At 51.8% G+C, this 18,492-nt stretch carries 13 protein-coding genes; 5 read left to right on the top strand and 8 right to left on the bottom strand.

What is annotated here, in order from left to right:
- Genes HF945_RS01975 through HF945_RS01995 form a run of 5 tightly spaced genes read left to right on the top strand, consistent with a single transcriptional unit; the run spans position 1 to position 6,468 of the window.
- The gene (locus tag HF945_RS01975; protein ID WP_290524113.1) at positions 1–939 is read left to right on the top strand and encodes a PaaI family thioesterase; all 939 of its coding nucleotides are present in this window, start codon (positions 1–3) and stop codon (positions 937–939) included.
- 58 nt (positions 940–997) lie between these two features.
- Positions 998–2,548, top strand: coding sequence for a long-chain-fatty-acid--CoA ligase (locus tag HF945_RS01980; protein ID WP_290524114.1), 1,551 nt, complete (start codon positions 998–1,000; stop codon positions 2,546–2,548).
- A gap of 47 nt (positions 2,549–2,595) precedes the next feature.
- Positions 2,596–3,756, top strand: coding sequence for an acyl-CoA dehydrogenase family protein (locus HF945_RS01985; protein WP_290524115.1), 1,161 nt, complete (start codon positions 2,596–2,598; stop codon positions 3,754–3,756).
- Positions 3,757–3,764: 8 nt separating this feature from the next.
- The gene (locus tag HF945_RS01990; RefSeq protein WP_008930247.1) at positions 3,765–4,880 is read left to right on the top strand and encodes an acyl-CoA dehydrogenase family protein; all 1,116 of its coding nucleotides are present in this window, start codon (positions 3,765–3,767) and stop codon (positions 4,878–4,880) included.
- The gene (locus HF945_RS01995) at positions 4,867–6,468 is read left to right on the top strand and encodes a GMC family oxidoreductase N-terminal domain-containing protein (RefSeq protein WP_007150726.1); all 1,602 of its coding nucleotides are present in this window, start codon (positions 4,867–4,869) and stop codon (positions 6,466–6,468) included. The genes HF945_RS01990 and HF945_RS01995 overlap by 14 nt, the downstream gene beginning before the upstream one ends.
- A gap of 146 nt (positions 6,469–6,614) precedes the next feature.
- Here HF945_RS01995 and HF945_RS02000 read toward each other — a convergent pair whose 3' ends face one another.
- From HF945_RS02000 to HF945_RS02035, 8 genes are all read right to left on the bottom strand, one after another.
- The gene (locus HF945_RS02000) at positions 6,615–7,499 is read right to left on the bottom strand and encodes a metal-dependent hydrolase (protein WP_008930245.1); all 885 of its coding nucleotides are present in this window, start codon (positions 7,497–7,499) and stop codon (positions 6,615–6,617) included.
- Between the two features lie 41 nt (positions 7,500–7,540).
- Entirely contained in the window at positions 7,541–8,407 is an 867-nt protein-coding gene (locus HF945_RS02005; RefSeq protein ID WP_007150445.1) for an SDR family oxidoreductase, read from the bottom strand.
- Positions 8,408–8,417: 10 nt separating this feature from the next.
- Positions 8,418–9,929, bottom strand: coding sequence for an NAD(P)/FAD-dependent oxidoreductase (locus HF945_RS02010; RefSeq protein WP_008930244.1), 1,512 nt, complete (start codon positions 9,927–9,929; stop codon positions 8,418–8,420).
- Entirely contained in the window at positions 9,926–10,894 is a 969-nt protein-coding gene (locus HF945_RS02015) for an alpha/beta hydrolase (RefSeq protein WP_363969278.1), read from the bottom strand. The genes HF945_RS02010 and HF945_RS02015 overlap by 4 nt, the downstream gene beginning before the upstream one ends.
- Before the next feature lie 161 nt (positions 10,895–11,055).
- Positions 11,056–14,142: an Ig-like domain-containing protein gene (locus HF945_RS02020; protein WP_290524116.1), complete on the bottom strand. Its 3,087-nt coding sequence runs from the start codon at positions 14,140–14,142 to the stop codon at positions 11,056–11,058.
- Positions 14,143–14,176: 34 nt separating this feature from the next.
- Positions 14,177–15,538, bottom strand: a complete 1,362-nt coding sequence (locus HF945_RS02025) for an outer membrane protein transport protein (protein ID WP_290524117.1) — start codon at positions 15,536–15,538, stop codon at positions 14,177–14,179.
- A 334-nt stretch (positions 15,539–15,872) separates the two neighbouring features.
- Positions 15,873–17,516 (bottom strand): NAD(P)/FAD-dependent oxidoreductase, encoded by a 1,644-nt coding sequence (locus HF945_RS02030; RefSeq protein ID WP_290524118.1) that lies wholly within the window; start codon positions 17,514–17,516, stop codon positions 15,873–15,875.
- On the bottom strand, positions 17,513–18,472 hold the full coding sequence (locus HF945_RS02035; protein WP_290524119.1) for an alpha/beta hydrolase: 960 nt from the start codon (positions 18,470–18,472) through the stop codon (positions 17,513–17,515). The genes HF945_RS02030 and HF945_RS02035 overlap by 4 nt, the downstream gene beginning before the upstream one ends.
- Positions 18,473–18,492: the final 20 nt, after the last annotated feature.

Raw genomic sequence — 18,492 nt, forward strand, 5'->3', positions numbered from 1 at the left:
ATGACAGCTGAAAAATCACTCCCGAGAGAACTGCTTGCTGCAAAGGCTTTTTTTGGTTCTGGACATCCGTTGTTTAATGCTTTTGGTATTGCAATGGATGACATTACTAACGATGGCGCCGTAATGAGTATGCCCTGTGTGGCAGAGGTTTGTGATCAACAGGGTGCGGTTCATCAAGGCGCCATCGCTACCTTGCTTGATACGGCATGTGGTTTGGCGATTTTTGTGCGCCTCGGCGACATGCGCCCAATTGCGACAATTGACTTGCGCGTTGATTTCATCGCTAAACCCGAGGCTGGCGAAGGGGTGGCATGTAATGTCACCTGTTTTGCAGTTGAAGAGAATATTGCCTATGTCCGTGGAGAGGCATTTGGGCGTGATGGCGACAATTTGCTGGCGTCGGTATCAGGCAGTTTTGCGATAGGAACCGCAGGCCCGTCCTTTGATCAATCTGTGAATGCTAGCAATAAGAGAGCCGCCTCCAAGAAAAACACAATCGATGATGAAGGAATCATCAGCTTCGAAACAGAAAGGGTAACCGCTCTCTCTACTGTGGTTGTCGAAGCATCACCATACGAAAAATTTCTTGGTATGACGGCCTCGGACGATAACGGCGAAGCAACCTATAAAATGCCGTTTCGCGAGCAGCACATTGGCAACCCTCTGATCAAGACTTTTCATGGCGGTATTATCGCAAGCTTCGCGGAGCTTGTTGCGGGCGCGCACTTAACAGCAAATCAGACTGAACAAAATAAGCCAGTATGTTCCAGTATGACTCTGGATTATTTGCGTCCGGCCTTTGCGGGTACGTTGGTAGCGAAGCCGAGCATTATTCGTGAAGGAAAGCGCTTCCTTGTGGTTGTTGTGGATGTGTTTCTTGATGGCGCCCAGGTTTCCCGAGGTCGCTTCATTTATAAGAGAGTCCTCACTTCCAGCTAGTCCAATCTATAAACAACCCTCCCCCCTTCCTTTTCTGCCTCAATAGAGGAGTTCTGTTATGTATATTTCACAGACTTTGCGCCGTGCGGTTCAATTAAACGGCCAAGGTACGGCTACCGTTTTTGCTGGCCGGCGGCAAACTTGGCGAGAGTTTGAAGACCGTATCGCATGCCTTGCTAACGGGTTGCTAAGTCTGGGCGTCAATGCGGGTGACAGGGTTGCCATACTGGCGTTAAACAGCGATCGCTACCTGGAGTATTTCTATGCAGTGCCGTGGGCCGGTGCGGCAGTGAATCCCGTCAATATTCGGCTCGCACCACCTGAAATCGCCTATACCTTGAATGACTCAGGTTCTAAAGTGCTTTTCGTTGATGACACCTTTGCAGCATTGCTGCCATCCCTACAGCCACAGCTTGAGTCTATCAAGCATGTTGTCTTCATGGGCGAGGGTGAGTGTCCACAAGGGTGTATTGATTATGAATCCCTTGTCGCCAACGCCGATCGAATCCGTGACGCCAATGCTGGCGGTGACGATCTGGCGGGGCTGTTTTATACCGGTGGTACCACTGGGCGGTCAAAAGGCGTGATGCTGAGTCATGACAACCTGGTATTCAATGCCCTGAACGTGGTTGCCGAGATGGGCTATGACAGTGACACCATATATATGCATGCCGGGCCCATGTTCCACTTGGCTGATATGGCCAGCACGTTCGCCGTGACACTGGCTGCGGGGACACATGGCATTGTTCCTCGCTTTGATGTTGATGAAGTGCTGGCTTTCATTGAGCAGGAGAAAGTCACGAACACCCTGCTGGTGCCGACCATGGTCAATCTTCTAGCCTCATCTGGTCGCATCGCCAATTACGATGTCAGCAGCATAAAACGCATGCTGTATGGCGCCTCGCCAATGCCAGAGGCGGTATTGATTAGTGCTATGGAACAAATGCCGACAGTGTCATTTGCTCAGGGCTATGGTCAGACCGAAGCCTCCCCAATCATTACCTCACTCGGGCCAGAACATCACATTCCCGGCGGAGAAAAATTACGTAGCGCCGGTCGCGCAGCACTGGGTGTGGAGGTGTTGGTGCTTGATGAAAATGATCAGGTGGTATCTCAAGGTACGGTTGGCGAAATATGTGCGCGGGGACCAAACGTCATGTTGGGTTACTGGGGAATGGAATCAACAACCGCTGATACCTTGCGCAATGGTTGGCTACATACCGGCGACCTTGGCTACATGGACGAGGATGGATTTGTCTTCATCGTTGATCGAGCCAAGGACATGGTAATTAGCGGTGGAGAAAATATTTTCTCTGTTGAAGTTGAAGGTGCCATTTATAGCCATCCTGCGGTACAGGAGTGCGCGGTAATCGGTATTCCTGATGAGCGCTGGGGTGAAGCTGTGCATGCAATCGTGGTGCTGCGTGAAGGAGAGCACGCCAGTGAGGCAGAGATTATCGAACATTGCCGTGAACGAATTGCAGGTTACAAAGTGCCTCGTAGCGTTGAGTTTAAGGCCGAGTCGTTGCCGGTGAGTGGGGCAGGCAAGGTGCTGAAAAACGAACTGCGAGCCCCCTTTTGGGAGAACAACGGTAAACAGGTTAATTGAGTAATCGATAACCTTGTATTGCGAAATTTATTGGCTTGGAGGCTTCCATGAATCTGGATTTCAGTAATGAAGAAAAAGAATTTCGTAAGAGTATCCGGCAGTGGATGAAGGAAAATGTGCCTGATGATATTCGGCGCTGTACTGCCCGAGGAGCGATGCCAGACAAGAATATGCAGCAACGATGGGAGCGTTTGCTGGGCAGTCAAGGTTGGCTCACGTCTACTTGGCCAGAACAATTTGGTGGCCCGGGGTGGAGTGCAACCCAGCGGTATATTTTCGATCAGGAACGCGCCTCGGCAGGGGCTCCGCCAACAAGTCCTTTTGGTGTGGCCATGGTTGGGCCGGTGTTATATACCTTTGGTTCTGAAGCACAGAAGGAACGGTGGTTGCCCGGCATTCAGCGTGGCGAAACGCTATGGTGCCAAGGTTATTCTGAGCCCAATGCGGGCTCAGATCTGGCCTCGTTAAAAACGCGAGCCACGCGTAATGGCGACCATTATTTGGTTAATGGTCAAAAAATCTGGACGACACAGGCCCATTGGGCAGACATGATGTTTTGCTTGGTGCGAACGGATAGCACCGTGAAACAGCAGCAGGGTATTTCATTCCTGCTGATCGATATGAAAACCCCCGGGCTTGAAGTACGGCCGATTTATTCAATTGATGGGCATCATCACCTTAACGAAGTCTATTTTACCGACGTGAAAGTGCCTGTGGAAAATTTGGTGGGTCAAGAAGGAATGGGGTGGACCATTGCCAAGTTTCTTCTTACCCACGAACGCACCACCATTGCCGGTGTGGCGGATATTCACTACGAAATCAATCGCCTTAAAAGTGCTATCGATGCGCTACCAACGGAAACAGATAAGCAGTTGGCGGTGCGTCGGTTGGCTGGCTTGGAAGTCGATCTTATGGCACTGGAATACACCAACTTTCGCACCGTTGCTGCCACAGATGAAGGCAAGCCGTTCGGCCCAGAATCGTCAGGACTGAAAATCAAAGGCACGGAACTACAGCAAAGGGTTTCCCAGGCGATGGTGGAAATCGGAGGTTTGATGTCTTTGCCATGGGATAACGAGGAGCCCATTGGGGAGCAAATTTTTAATCAGGCCAGTCGCCGCTATAACTTCCTGCGTGCGTGCACCATCTATGGTGGATCTAACGAGATCCAGAAAAACGTGTTGGCGAAGATGTTGCTCGGATTGTGAGGTGAAAAATGGATTTCAAGTTACCCGAAAATACCACCATGATTGCGGATACCGCGCGCCGTTATCTTAAAGACAACTATTCATTTGACAGCTACATTGCACAGTTGAATGAGAGTAATCACCTTGAAGCGAATCGCTGGCAGGCCATGAATGATTTGGGTTGGTTTGGCCTTCCGTTTGCTGAATCTGTTGGAGGGTATGGCGGCTCATTGCTTGACGTGTGCGCCATTGTTCAGGAGTTAGGAGCCGCGCTTTGTCTTGACCCTTTTGTCGATTTAATTGTTTCCCCCGGCAAGTTATTGGAGTTCGCCAATACGCCAACATCCTTGGCGTTGCTTGATCGCATTATTTCTGGTGAGGCACGTGTGGCTTGCGGTCTTTATGACCGGCATGCCGGTTATCACGTGCTGAACCCTTCCTTGAGGCTAAACGGAGAACGACTTTCCGGGCAGAAGCACGTTGTGTCTGATGGTGGCGTTGCAGACGCCGTGCTCGTCTCCGCTATGTCTGGTGATGAGTTGGCCATTGTCGCGCTACCTTTCGACGCCTGTGACGTTGAAAGATATCGACTGCTCGATGGAAGCCGTGCTGCCAGTTTGACGCTTGATGATGTGCTCATCACAGACGAAATGGTTTTGTGTCGTGGTGATGCGGCAAAGCAAGCGGTTTCTGCCTGGTTCGATTATCTGTGCGCATTGGACTGCGCACGTATGTACGGCGCCTGCCGAGAGGTGTATCAGGCCACTCTGGAATACGCTCGAACGCGTAAACAGTTTGGTACAACGATTGGCAGTTTTCAGGTAATCCAGCACTACCTTGTTGATGCGTTTATTGATCTCCAGCAGCTGGAATCCATGCTCTTGATGGTGTCAGTAAAAGGAGAGAGCGCAAACGTCTGTGAGCGCGGGCGCGCGACAGCGGCGGCAAAGGCTTACTACGCAAACCGGGCCGTTGGTATCACTCAGCAAGGTATCCAGATCCATGGTGGCGTTGGTGTTACGGAAGAGCTGAACATTGGCCATTACTTCCGTCTGGTGACACATGCATCATTGAGTCATGGCGACCGAGAGCACCACATGTCACGGTTTATTCAGGCGGGGGAGAAGCAAAATGAAGTCGTTTGATTTTATCGTCGTAGGGGCGGGCTCTTCGGGCTGTGTTCTTGCCAACCGGTTAAGCGAGTGCGGCAAGTATTCCGTTTGTCTTATTGAGGCCGGCCCCCACGATAATAGCGGTTTTATTAATATTCCGTTTGGACTCATCGGTCTAATTAAACAAGGAAAGCGAAACTGGGGCTACGACACCGCGCCACAGAGTCACCTTAATAAAAGGCGCCTCTACTGGCCGCGAGGAAAAACACTGGGGGGCAGCAGCTCAATCAATGCCATGGTCTACATTCGAGGCCAACAACAAGACTATGATGACTGGGCAGCGCAAGGCGCAACAGGGTGGGCGTGGAAAGATGTGCAGCCGGTATTCAATGCACATGAAAACAATGAACAATACTCCGCTGACAATTGGCATGGTGTGGGTGGGCCACTGAATGTTACCCGAGTCAGGGATGTTAACCCGTTAACCCCGCTGTTTATTAAGTCCGGTGAAGAGCTGGGTTATACCCGAAACGATGATTTTAACGGGCCGGAACAGAAAGGCTTTGGCCGGTTTCAGGTAACACAAAAAGAAGGGCGCAGATGGAGTGCCGCGCGTGCTTTCCTGGATCCTGCACGTGGCCGCGATAACCTGCACATCATGACGGATGTGCAGGTAACCAAGGTGTTACTGGATTGCGGCAGGGCGATTGGCGTCGAAATTTGTGATAGTGATGGTGCTCAATCGGTCATTCGTACGAACAAAGAAGTCATCCTGTCCGGTGGGGCGATCAATAGCCCTCAGTTGCTGATGTTGTCGGGTATTGGAGAGCGAGAGCACCTATCGAAAATCGGCATCACCTGTTTGCAAGACTCGCCGGAAGTTGGGGAGAACCTTCAAGATCACCTTGATATGACCGTCATGATCAAGGACAAAAGCCGTCAATCAATCGGCATGTCACCGTTTTTTATACCTCGGCTGATTAGTGCCTTCTACCAGTATTTTCGTCATCGGCGCGGCTTTCTTGCCAGTAACGCGGCGGAAGCAGGGGCTTTTGTCAGCCTGCTCAGCGAGCCGGATCGTCCGGATGCTCAGCTACACTTTTTACCGGCTTATCTTCGAGATCATGGACGTCAGTTGACGCCTGGGTTTGGTTGTACGATTCATGTGTGCCAACTCAGGCCTAAGAGTCGAGGACAGATTCGATTGGCCAATAGCGATCCATTTGCTGCGCCTTTGATAGACCCAAACTATCTTTCTCATCCTGACGATATTCTTGTGCTCCGTGAAGGCGTGAAACTAGCCAGAAAAGTGTTTCACAGTCATTCTTTCAGCTCTGCTTTTGGCGGTGATGACGAACCGGCTTCCAGCGTGGAGAGTGATGACCAGATTGACGCGGATATTCGCCAGCGCGCTGAAACAATCTACCATCCCGTCGGCACTTGCCGAATGGGTAGTGATGAAAAAGCGGTGGTGGATGTCCGTCTGCGGGTAAACGGTGTGAAGGGGTTGCGTGTCGCCGATGCCTCGATCATGCCACTGTTGATCAGTGGTAATACGAACGCGCCATGTATGATGATTGGCGAGCGAGCGGCACAATTCATTCTAGAGGATGCGCAATAAAGATCGGCTAGAGAAAAGCTATGATAAAAGGTGTAATGCCGGAGTTGCATGGAAGCAATTCCGGCATTTTTTTGTGTGTCTTTTAGCAAACGGTGGTGACAGAGTCGTCAACTATTCAGAGGTTCCCTAAACCCCCTTGAGCATTATTATGCCGCCGGATTGCTATACAGCTCATGCAGTTGGCCACCTTCAGCGAACAACTTCTCACGCCACAGTTTTTCCAGCCCTTTGGTGTCATGTTGATCAGGGTGGAAATCCGGCTGAATGAACTCAGGAAGGCGCGAAAGGATTTGCGATACAAACCCGTTACGACCTAGCAAAATATTCAGACCTTTAACATTATCGCTGATGTTGCCGAGCTGGCCGTCTTTGACAAGCATCCAGCTCCAGGTGATGCCCAGCATCGGCAGCAAGACGACCATCGAGGCGAGGGCTGCAGCCACGCGCTCTGTACGGCTGTTACCAATAAGCTCATATACGTCGTAGGCAACAGATTTGTGTTCCAGCTCTTCGAGAGCATGCCACTGCCATATTTTGATCATCTCAGGGTCTGCCTGGCGTACAAAATTCTCGTCTTCAAGCAGCTGCTCGGCGAGAAGCGCAGTAAAATGCTCCATAAACGTGGTGGCGGCTAGCCGAGTGCTCGGCGGCAACTTCTCTAGTATGGCCAAGCCAATTTTGACAAACCGATCTGGCGACTGCATGTCATAGCCGTACTCGGCGAGAATCTGGTTCAGCCTGTCGTGCTCTCGTCCGTGAATGGCCTCCTGCCCCATGAAGCCCGATATGGCCGCCCGTAGAGATTCGTCCTTAACCTGACCACGAAAGTGTCTAACGGACTCCATGAAATAGCGTTCACCAGGTGGGAAAAAACCGGAGAGCATGGCAAAGAAAGTCGTTGCTGTGGCATTTCCAGCATAAAAATACTTTGGAATGGAATCCGGAAATTGAAAATTGATATGACGCGGTGGAATGCCCACCAGCGCGCCGCTGAGTTTCTTAATGCTTTTTACCGTATTAGACGAGCGCATATCGCCTCCAATCAATAATGTGATAGTTAAAGAGAAAAATGTCAGGCCATGCCCTGATGCGTTTTTTTATTTTTGCTGCTTTGCTGTTTTTTAAACATAATTTCAAGCAAGCGTTGGTAGCCTGTGGGTATCAGTCTCTGTGTGGTGTCCAGCATGACCGCGTCACCGCCTACCAAAACTCTTCGCCGGTTTTTCCGCACGCCTTTCAGGATGGTTCTAGCGGCAGCTTCGGGTGTGGTCATGGCAATTTTTTCGAACATGCTGGCAATCTCTTCTTTGTCGCCCATGTTCATGCTGCCCATGTCTCCCATGCGACTATTACGCGCGATGTTAGTCTTTACTCCACCTGGATGAACGCAAGTCGCGCTGACAAGGCCGCCCGCGATATCCAGCTCTTCACGTAATGATTCTGTAAATCCGCGAACAGCAAATTTTGCGGCGTTGTAGGCTGACTGGGTTGGAACACCGATAATGCCGAAAACGCTGGAGATATTGACGATATGGCCTTCACCTATTTTCTGGAGATGGGGAAGAAATGCCTTTGTACCGTATACGACACCCCAGAAATTGATATTCATCAGCCATTCAAAGTTTTCATAGCTCATGTTCTCGACGGTCTCACCCAGTCCCACACCGGCATTGTTCATGATGAGATTTACTTTTCCGTGTGTTGATACGGTATCTTCCGCGTATTGATAAACCGCATTTTTGTTGCTGACATCAACAACATGAGTGCTGATGTTGACGGCGTAGCCTGCCAGTAATTCGACCGTCTTCTCTAGGCTTTCTTCGCTGATATCAGAGATCGCTAAGTGGCAACCTTCTTTTGCTAGAGCAATCGCCGTGGCTTGCCCGATGCCCGACCCGGCGCCAGTGATCGCCGCGACTTTTCCTGAAAATGATTTCATCGTTGCGCCTCTATATTGATGTGTTGCTCAGAAGTTTTTGGACGAGATTGCGTTTCGTTTTATGTAGGTTTGTCGTTTCGAATTTAAGGTGGCCATCATTCATTTTTCCATAACGAAGCGCCGGCAGGTCGTGAAGATAATCGTTGAGGTTTTGCCAAGGATCTTTGTTGCCTTGGCGTGGCAGGCGGTCATCAGCACGTTGAATGTAGCCAGATCGAAGGTTGAGAAAGTTGACATCAGAGCCACACCCTTCCTCGTCGATAGGGGTCACCTTTTCTGCGCCTGTCTTGCGCATATGCTTGAGAAGCCGACAAACAAATTCGGAGGCAATATCTGCCTTGAGGGTCCAGGACGCGTTGGTATAGCCAAAGACCAGTGCCATATTAGGCACTTTTTCAAGCATTAAGCCTTTGTACATCATGGTGTTTGAGAGATTGACGTGCGTACCATCAACACGTAGCTCTGCGCCGCCCAACATTTGCAAATCCAGACCGGTAGCTGTGACGATAATATCGGCAGGTATCCAATCCCCAGATTCCAGTTTTATACCGGTTTTGGTGACATTTTTTATATGATCCGTCACCACGGAAGCCTTGCCTTCACGAAGCACCTTGAACAGATCCCCCTTGGGAACTGCGCACATTCGTTCCTCCCATGGGTTGTAGTGAGGTTGAAAATGCTTCATGTCGATATCCGGCCCCAGTTGTTTGCGAGCAGCGGCCAGCAGTAATCTGCGGATCGCTTTGGGCTTACGAATCGATAGGTTAAATACGGTTCTCTGCAGCAGGATATTGCGTGTGCGCGCCATGCGGTAAACAAGCATTTCTGGCAGTACTCGGCGCAGGTTTTTCGAGATGAGATCTTGCTCAGGGACGGAGGCAACATAAGTAGGGGAGCGCTGTAACATGGTGACATGCGCAGCGCGGTCGGTCATCGCGGGCACCAGTGTTACGGCGGTGGCGCCGCTGCCGATCACGACAACTCGCTTACCCGTATAGTCGTAGTTATCTGGCCAGTGCTGCGGGTGAATTACGTCGCCGCCAAAGCGATTGATTCCAGGAATTTTCGGTGTGTAGCCGGCGTCATAGTTATAATAACCGGTACAGTTGAGGACAAACCCAGCGGTGAAAACTTCTTCTTCACCGGTTTCCTCGTTCAACGCGGTAACCGTCCAGCGATTGAATTCGCTGCTCCAGTCCTCGGCAGTGACTTTCAGGCCAAAATGAATTTTCTTGTGGACCTGATGATGCTCAGCGGTTTCTTCGATGTAATTGCGAATAGAGGGGCCATCGGCAAGCATCTTGGTGTCTGTCCAAGGCCGAAAGTTATAGCCGAGTGTGAACATATCGGAGTCCGAACGGATGCCGGGATAGCGAAATAAATCCCAGGTGCCACCAACGCGCTTGCGTCGCTCAAGGATGCCATAGCGTAGATCTGGGCACTTGCGGCTTAGGTGACAAGCCGCACCGACGCCGGAAAGGCCCGCGCCAATGATCAGCACGTCGAGGTGTTTATGTTTCATGGTGTAAGTCTCCGATCGGTGGAGCGTATGTGATTTCCTTGCGGGTCAAGGTGCTGAAGAAAGTCCAGCACTGCTCCGGTAAAAATACTGTTGCGGTCACCCGCTACCATATGACCTGCTTGATGGATTACTCGGTACTTGGCATGTGGCACCAGGGCTAATAATTCCTGGGCTCCTGCTTCGCTGAGTACATCACTGTGATGGCCGCGGATGAGTAATATCGGTAATTTGAGTTTGCTTGCTGCAAGATTGAGTCGCGCTCGGCCGAACATGCCTTCATTTGCTTCAGGGATTACCGCATGATCAAGAAACGCAGGATCCCAGTGCCAATGGAGACGGCCATTAGCGTCCTGGCGGAGGTTCTTTCGCAAGCCCTGTGAGCTTGATGGTGCTTTTCGTGTTGGGTTATAGGCAGCCACGGCATCCTGAACCTGATCCAGAGAGTCGAAACCGTCAGGGTGGCGGCGCATGAACTCAATCACCCGGCGAACGCCTTTGGTCTCAAGCCGTGGGGCCACATCCACCAGTACCAGACCTCGACAGGGCAAGGGGGGCTCCTCCCCAAGGGTAAGCATGGCCGTCAGTCCGCCCATTGACGCTCCCACGATATAAGGTGATGTGGGAAGTGATTGGATGATGGCGCGGAGGTCTGATACCAGCGCGGTGCCGCTGTAATCCCCTTCAGGGCACCACTGGCTTTGACCATGACCGCGGGCATCAATGCAGGTAGCGCAGTACCCTGATCTGGCCAGAGCTGTTGCCGTGTGCGCCCAGGCATGACGGGTCTGTCCGCCGCCATGCAGCAAAAGCACCTGCGGTGACTTCGGGTCCCCGAACTGGGTTGCACTAAGAACCAACCCGCCGTTTCCCGGGAACTGTATATCCCTGCCAGATTCCGGTGAGTGCTTTGAATCGCTGTAGGCAAGGCTTGCGAGGCTGTCGTGAGGATGCATCATTATAGGCATTTATTTATTTGGCCAAACAACCAAATATTAGCGTTTCTTCTACACAAAGAAAAGTCCTATTTGACGATATTGATGATCATTCAGCGGTGTGGCATACGGTGAGGACAGAAAAAAGCCCCCATAAAGGGGGCATGAAAGTGCGTTAGCACAAGGGGAATATATTAAAAATCTTTTACCGGCAAAAAGGTAAAGGTCAGATCTACGCCGAGGGGGGGGACTTCCAGCTCAACACCCGCCAAGCCGATTCCCAAGAGATCAATGTTGGCCGGTATGATGAGAGGGTCGGGGTTACGGACTTTGAGAATCAGACGACCATCATCGACAAAGCGCAGGGGGCCTTCGAGGGTGACTCCGGTAATTACTTTGCTGCGGATGTCATGCCCGAGTTCTATAATTAGCCGTGGTTCTAACTCTGGTGCATCCACCATGAGATCAAACGTAGTACTGAACCAGGGGCCATCCGGGGTTTCGGTGATATAGCCCGTAATGGGTTGATTGTTTTCGTATCCCAATCGAAGTACCAGAGGACCGGTGTCCAGCGGTATGTCGAGTAAACCTGGTATAATTGCGCGAGCTTCCAGAAAGACACTGGTCGTTGAGAGAACGGTAGGGAAGACTTTGGCAATGACGGCGCCGGTGACTTCATTTGATGTCATTGGGTCGCTGTCGATGAGGCGTCGGTTGATGGTGACATCCGGCTCATACTGGCTTACCCCGGCTTGCAAGGCGCCTGACCCGACAAAGGCATATTTCTTTTCCGGGCAATCCTCGCCTATACCACAGCCAATGTTGGCACTGGTTACTACTCCCGATCTGCTTTTTAGCCTAAGCTTTAGGAAGTTGGCATCGGCAGTTGCTCCGCCGTTACCGTCGGGAACCGCACCTTGCTCGTTGTCATCGATACTAAGATTAGCGTTAACATCTGCAACCGGCAGAGAGCGTAACGATACACGGGTGATCTGGTCCTCTTCCCCTGTTACAACGAAGTGATTGGTTAGGTCTGGGCCTCCTTCTCTAAGTTCTGGGGCTGTGGAACTGGACTGAGAGATTTGACGTGTTTGTATCGGTGCACCATCGGTTGAACATATGGCATTGGTGCCACAAACAGGGTAGTACCTCTCGGAGTGCAGGGTGTAGCGATAAAGCTCGCCAATCTGCCAGGGGTTGTCCGGAAAAAACTCTACTCTCTGGGCAAGCACCTTGAGACGACCATTGATGGGCTCCCATTCGTTATTGTTGGTATCAAAGTGTTCAACAACAAAAGTCTGATCATTAACCGTGTCGGCGTCGATACTGCGGCTAAAGATGGCTCGAATACTTAAATCACTGAACAGATTCGGTACAGGATAGAGCGGGTCGCTATTTTTACCTCCTACACATCGGCCATTGCGCCAAGTCTCTCTTTCGCCAGTAAGACGGACACCGGTTAATGCACAGGGGTAACCGGGAAAAACAGCCGCGACAAGTGGTGCACGTAACTCATTGGTGCTGCCATTGGGAAGAACGAAGTCCGGCAGACGGATATTGAGTGTCTGGTCCTGGTTGAGCGGGTTCCCCTGCGTATCTCGGAGCAGGCTGGTGAGGGCGAGCTGGACGTCTTTTCCGTGTTGAAGGATATCTCCCCCGATGACAATCGTGGCGCCATCGTGTCGCATTGGGTACTTCGTTACTACACCATCAACAGAAACCTGTACAGCACCGTCAATGAAAACCGAAGCTGGGTCCAATGGTTTGTTGAAGTTCAGGATAACGGGGTCACCAGGTCTTGCATTGGGTTGGAACGTTTCCCCCGGTGCCCAAGACTGGAGCTGCAAGGGCCGTGTATCTGGGCTTGGGGTAGGCGCTTGGCGCTGGTTTTGATAGGCCTCCATGCGAAATGAGAGCAGGCCAGATGCCCTCTCTAAGCCCAGCACTTCAAGTTCAACCACACTGACCGCATCCAGTACCAGCACACCATCTTTTACAATGGCTAAACCCGCCACCTGCACATTTAGCAGATTCTGGCTGAGAGCCGCATTGGGTTCTGTACCCTCAGCTGTCATTGCTGCATCCATATTAAGAAGGGCATAGCGGGGGACCGATGGGGAATCACTGAAAGGATTCGGGATCAGATACCCATTAGCGTCGCTGAGTATCGTGATGGTGACTTCACCGGTTTCTAGCCCGGACGGTACTTCGCCCAGTATATTGACGTCGACGTCGGTGCCTCGCAGTACGGAACCAGCGGGGACTCGCAGAGGAACGGCATCAGGAAAGTTGGGAGCAAAAGCCAGATCTGCTGCTAGATTCCCGCTCAATACGGTAAATGAATCATCTCCCAATACAAAGGATTGTACTGGTACCTGATTGATCGGGTTGCCGGTTAAAATTGACGCTAGTTCAGGTTGCTCAGCTCCAAGGCTGCCAACTTTGAGAATGGATGTAGCACGGGGAAGTGTCGTTTTCGGTACAAAAGTACGATTGTACACCGGTAACTGTTCACCGGTAGTCTGGGCGCGCAGCCCAGCAATCGTCAGTGTGTGTTCAACAGGTTGTAGATCTTGCTCAGGATCTAGTGTCAGGTAACGGCCCCGCAAGAAGAGGGAGGCGGGAACCAGCTTGCCCAGGTTGTCACGAAGTTGAACCGATCCGGTTTCGCCATATGCTGTGCTGACTGGGTCAACCGTCTGGTTAAACGACATCCTGAGGGTGCTCATGTCGTTGGGACGCCTGGCATCATCAATTGACTCTAGCAATGACGGTTGGTCTAAAGGAGTGGCTGAAAGCAGAGTGAAAGAGCCGCTTCCCATGCTTTGCGATGCGCCGTCTTGACTGCCTGCAGTCCGAAAGCCAACGCGGTTCACGGAGTCGTCATCAATGGCTCCTAAGCCACCATCGTTGACAACCAGATGGTACCCTTCAGCCGGAGCCAGCTGCGATTGAGGATACAGGGCCAGGCCTCTGCCATTGTCTACCACTTGATAGTCAACCATGACGGTATTCCCATCAGTATCACTGGCCAGCTGTAGGCGTGAGTCAATGTCATCAATAACCTCTTGCTCAAGTGCAGAGGAAAATCGCAGGATCACTGGCGCGGTAACTGGCACTTCTGTCTGGCCGGGATAAGGGTATGAAAAAATTAGTGTCTCTGGTGTGCTCCAGGGATTGTTTACATCGCCCTTGTCGCCACCGCATCCGGTCAGAAGGGCTGCTATGGCGATCGCCAGAATAGTAAAAAACTGATGGATTGTGCTGGAATTATTATTCATTGCTCTTCTCCTGGTATTAATCGCATGTCTGTTCTTAAAACTTTAGCGACAGAGAGGCAGAAAATACGTTTATCTCACCATCAGCCCTTACCGTTTCATAAGAATCTGGATCGGTGGGAGAGTTGATGGAGGTCAATTCAAAATCAGCTTCATCCAGCATTTGATATTGGTAAGCGAAGGCGAGTTCTAATGGCATTTCAATTATTGGTGCGCTGGACAGACGGTAGCTGGCACCCAGACCGAAAACCTTTTTATCGGTGTCAAGATAGTTAACGTCCTGGGATCGGCTGGATTTTAAAGGTGAGTCCTCCAGGGCTGCGCCTGCAAAGAGTTTCATTGACTCTGACCACTGATAGCTAACGCCAATTCGGGGAATGGTGATGTCGTCAAACGCTAGATTAGCCTGATCGCGAATAGTATCGTCGGCAAACTCGCTTTCAAGCGCAGACCAATTGTGCTGCTCAATGCCTGCCGTCAATTCGAATTTGCCAACGGGAAGCAAAATGGCTGCGCCGAGAACTTCAGGTTGATAGGTATCAATTGTACTAAGCGCTAGGCTCAGGCCTGGTTCAGGGATAACTCCCGGCACAACCACATTGGCATCCACGGATACCTCATAGCTACTTTCCCCCCGCCAGAAAAGAGCCAGCTCCATCTTATCCATTCCAAAAGGCATGCACTCGCTTGTACCGCAGAACATTTCTCCAGAGCGGATATTGATACCTAGTGCCGGTGATAGGGATGGAGAGGCTTCCAGGGAAAGTTTTTCAGAGTCTGTGTTGCCGCCAAGGTCTGAAACTGCTTCCAGGTTGGCTTTGGCCTGGAGGGTAAGACGTGCTGATGCGCCGACGTCAACGCCCCTCAGGACGTTGCTGATAGCGCCACCAAAGGCGAGATAAAGTGGCTGAGACTCATAGCGTAGAAACTGCCCTTCCTCGCTGGTATTGGCCTGATAGGGCAATAGGTTGGACGAGTATTGGTCTACACCCACGTTCAGCCCAAAGTAAATGGGCTTGTCGATGCTGGAAATGCCGGCGATGCGGCTTTTCAAGCCAATTAATAGTAGTTCGGAACTGGTATCAGAGAGGATAACATTCTCTCGCTCCAAAGGGTCTGTTCCTCCCAGTGATTTGGCACGTAATTCCTGGTCGCCATACTGCAGAATGACTCCCAGTTCGCCCTCCGGGGAGCGGGCCATGGCGGCCGGGTTGTAGTACACCGACCAGCTGTTGGATGCAAAAGGACTGAATGCCAAGGCAGTGCCGGCATTCATCGGGCCTAGCCCATAAGTGCTCGCTCCGTCGCCAGCACCGCCAATGGCCAAGCCGGGTGAGAGCAATGCTGTAGTGCACGTGAAGAAAAGGAGAGGTAACCGTTTTGTTTTTTTTGCAGACATTTCAGGCTCCTAAAGGGGGCTGTTCTGGTTATAGATGGTGAGTTGTTCTGATTTTCTGTTTGTTTGGTTAAACAACCAATATTGGTCTCAGGCTTAGCTGTCTGTGTCCATGACTGTAATGACGTTGTGCTCTGGCGCTCCGGTAATGTCACACATTAATGCGTGACGCCCAGTCGTCGTCTATGACGAGATGCCGTGTTCTGTTGCTGACCAGGCATGGGTTATCGAGTGGTGTAACGCCTCCTGGGCAGCGCTAAAGCGCACGGTCAACTGGATCTGGAGAGCTCTGCTGGCGTGACATGTACAAGCAGGCTACACACTTTCTCTGGCACAGTCACTGAGAATTGTTATCTGTTTGTTTTGCCGGAATGCCCTTCTCTGGCAGCTGGGGATGTGGCTCACAGGCTTGTCTCCCGCCGTCGTGTCTGCTGGGAGTGTGCCCGGCCAGTACACTGAACCGGTAGTGATCCATCGGTAAATGCTTGGCTCGCCACAGCATTTCCAGAGAGGTAGAGGGCCGCAGCATTGGCGCGTCACCATGATGGTCGAAGTAATAACTGTTCGACAGCGCGCAGTTGTGGTTAAGGAACACGGTGTTTTGCTGGCGTTTCTGGATATTGCGGAAATACGCGTCATGGACGGACTGACGTATTTCCACTTGGCTGGCTCCACGTCGGTTGGCTTCGCGAATACAGCGAGAGAGGTGGATGGCATTCCCTTCGACCATCTTGAAGTAAGAGGTGCCGATAAGGGCATAGGGACCGAGCATGATGTAAAAGTTCGGGTAGCCCGGAATGGTCAACCCTTCATAGGCCTGGTAACGGTAGTCATGCCAGAAATCGCCCAAATTGATGTTGTTGCTGCCGATGACGTCGAACGAGGGAATATTTCCTTTCTCGAAGGTTTTGTAACCGGTGGCGAGGATCAAGGTATCTATGCGTCGTGAGCGGCCGTCTTCGGTGGTGATGCCACGGGAGGTGATGCGTTTGATCGGCGTCGTCACCAGCTCGACGTTGTCCCGGCCGAAGGTGCGGAAATAGTCGTTGGAGAAGGTTGGTCTTTTACAGCCGAAGCCGTATTTCGGTGTCAGTTTCTCCCACAGGTCTTTGCGGTTGGGCAGTTGTTCGCGCAAGTTGTTTATGCCCGCCTTTTCGCACATGCGGACCAGCCAGGGGGCCTGGCGATAATAAATTGCTGAAAGCACCATCAGGGTTTCACTGGCGGTATCGGTGGCGCCCCGAAGGGTGCGTTGCAGGCCCGGTACGGTTCGGAACAGAGTCTTGATCCAGCCGGGCAGGCTATGATCGGGTTTTTTCAGTACCCAGATGGGGGTGCGCTGGTAGACATCCAATTGGCGGGCCTTGCCGGCAATTTTCGGAATCAGTTGCACTGCAGTGGCGCCAGTGCCTATTACCGCTACTCGCTTGTCACTAAGATCAAGGTCATCTGGCCAGCGTGCAGTGTGAATGACATTGCCCTGGAACGTATCAAGCCCTTCAATATCTGGCATCTTGGGTGATATCAAACCGCCACAGGCCGAGACAATATGGCGTGCACTAAGTCGCCTGCCATCCGTAAGATCGATCAACCAGACATGGCTGTCGAGATCAAAACGGGCGCTAGCGACTTCGACACCAAAGCGAATCAGTGGGTAGATGCCATACTTGCTTGTTACCTGTCTTGTATACTGGTAAAGCTCGTTTCCCGGCGCAAAAACGCGAGACCAATTTGCGTTTTGTTCGAAGGAAAATGAATAGGTAAACGAGGTAATGTCGACAGCGATTCCCGGATAACGGTTGTCGCGCCAGGTTCCTCCCACATCCTTGCTTCGCTCAAGGATCAAGATATCTTTGATGCCATCGGCACGCAGCTGGATTGCCGCACCAATTCCAGAAATTCCCGCGCCGATGATAATGACTTCATGATCAGGAGTAACGCTGGGACGAGGGTTATGGATTGCAACAGCAGCCATATTCATGATGCAACCTCAACTATGGTGCTATCGCTAGCATTGACCGTTTGGGATGGGGCTTTGCCGACGTTATTGCTGGTCAGATACTTTTCCAGAATTCGGACGATGGTAGGGAAGTCCTGCTTTGCCTCTGGTAGCAAAAAGGTGAATACGGGCCACACGTGCGGCATATCATCGCGCTCCAGAACCTGCACGGGCACCCCCGCATCTCGCGCGCATTGTGCTGCTGCATGGGTATCGTCGCGCAGACACTCTTCGCTACTGACAGTGAAAAGTAGAGGGGGCAAGCCGGTGAAATCCGCGGTGATTGGTGAGGCATACGGGTGAGCGGGGTCCGCGCCGGCCAGATAGATATCCGTTGCCACCTCAATCATGCCATGGGAAAGCATGGTATCGCTGTCGCTATTCGCCTGTCTGGACATCAGGGTGCCTCGCGCATCCGATGCCGGCGAAATGGCGAGGGCGCAAGCCGGCATTTTCAGCAGCTGATCACGGGCACGCAGCAATGTGACTAACGTCAGGTTGCCTCCCGCAGAGTCTCCTGCAATGACCACAGGGCGAGGGTCTGCGATCAGTTCACGATACACATTAAAGGCGTCATCCGTTGCTGCCGGGAAGGGGTGCTCAGGGGCTAGTCGGTAATCCGGAAGAAAGACCCGCGCATTCAGGGCGTGAGCCAAACGGCCACAAAAGTGGTGATAGGTATCAAGCCGCCCGCCGATGAAGGCGCCACCATGCAGGTAGAGTATGGTGATTTGTGGGTCTGCGGTGCCTAGCCAGTGGCCAGCTATTCCTGCAACCTTGCCTCGCTTGAGTCGCACTCCGCGTGGCAGCAGAGAGGGGGCCAAAGGCGCGTTCATCACCCTGCGAAGATGTCTTACCAGTTTGTCCGGGTCGCGTATATCACGCTTCATGCCGGCGCGAAAAAGTAGCTTCAAAATTGTTGTAGGAATGGAGGCCATATTGAATTCCTTGCGTGTTC

Origin of the sequence: Alcanivorax sp., assembly GCF_017794965.1 — a bacterium.
Taxonomy (GTDB): domain Bacteria; phylum Pseudomonadota; class Gammaproteobacteria; order Pseudomonadales; family Alcanivoracaceae; genus Alcanivorax.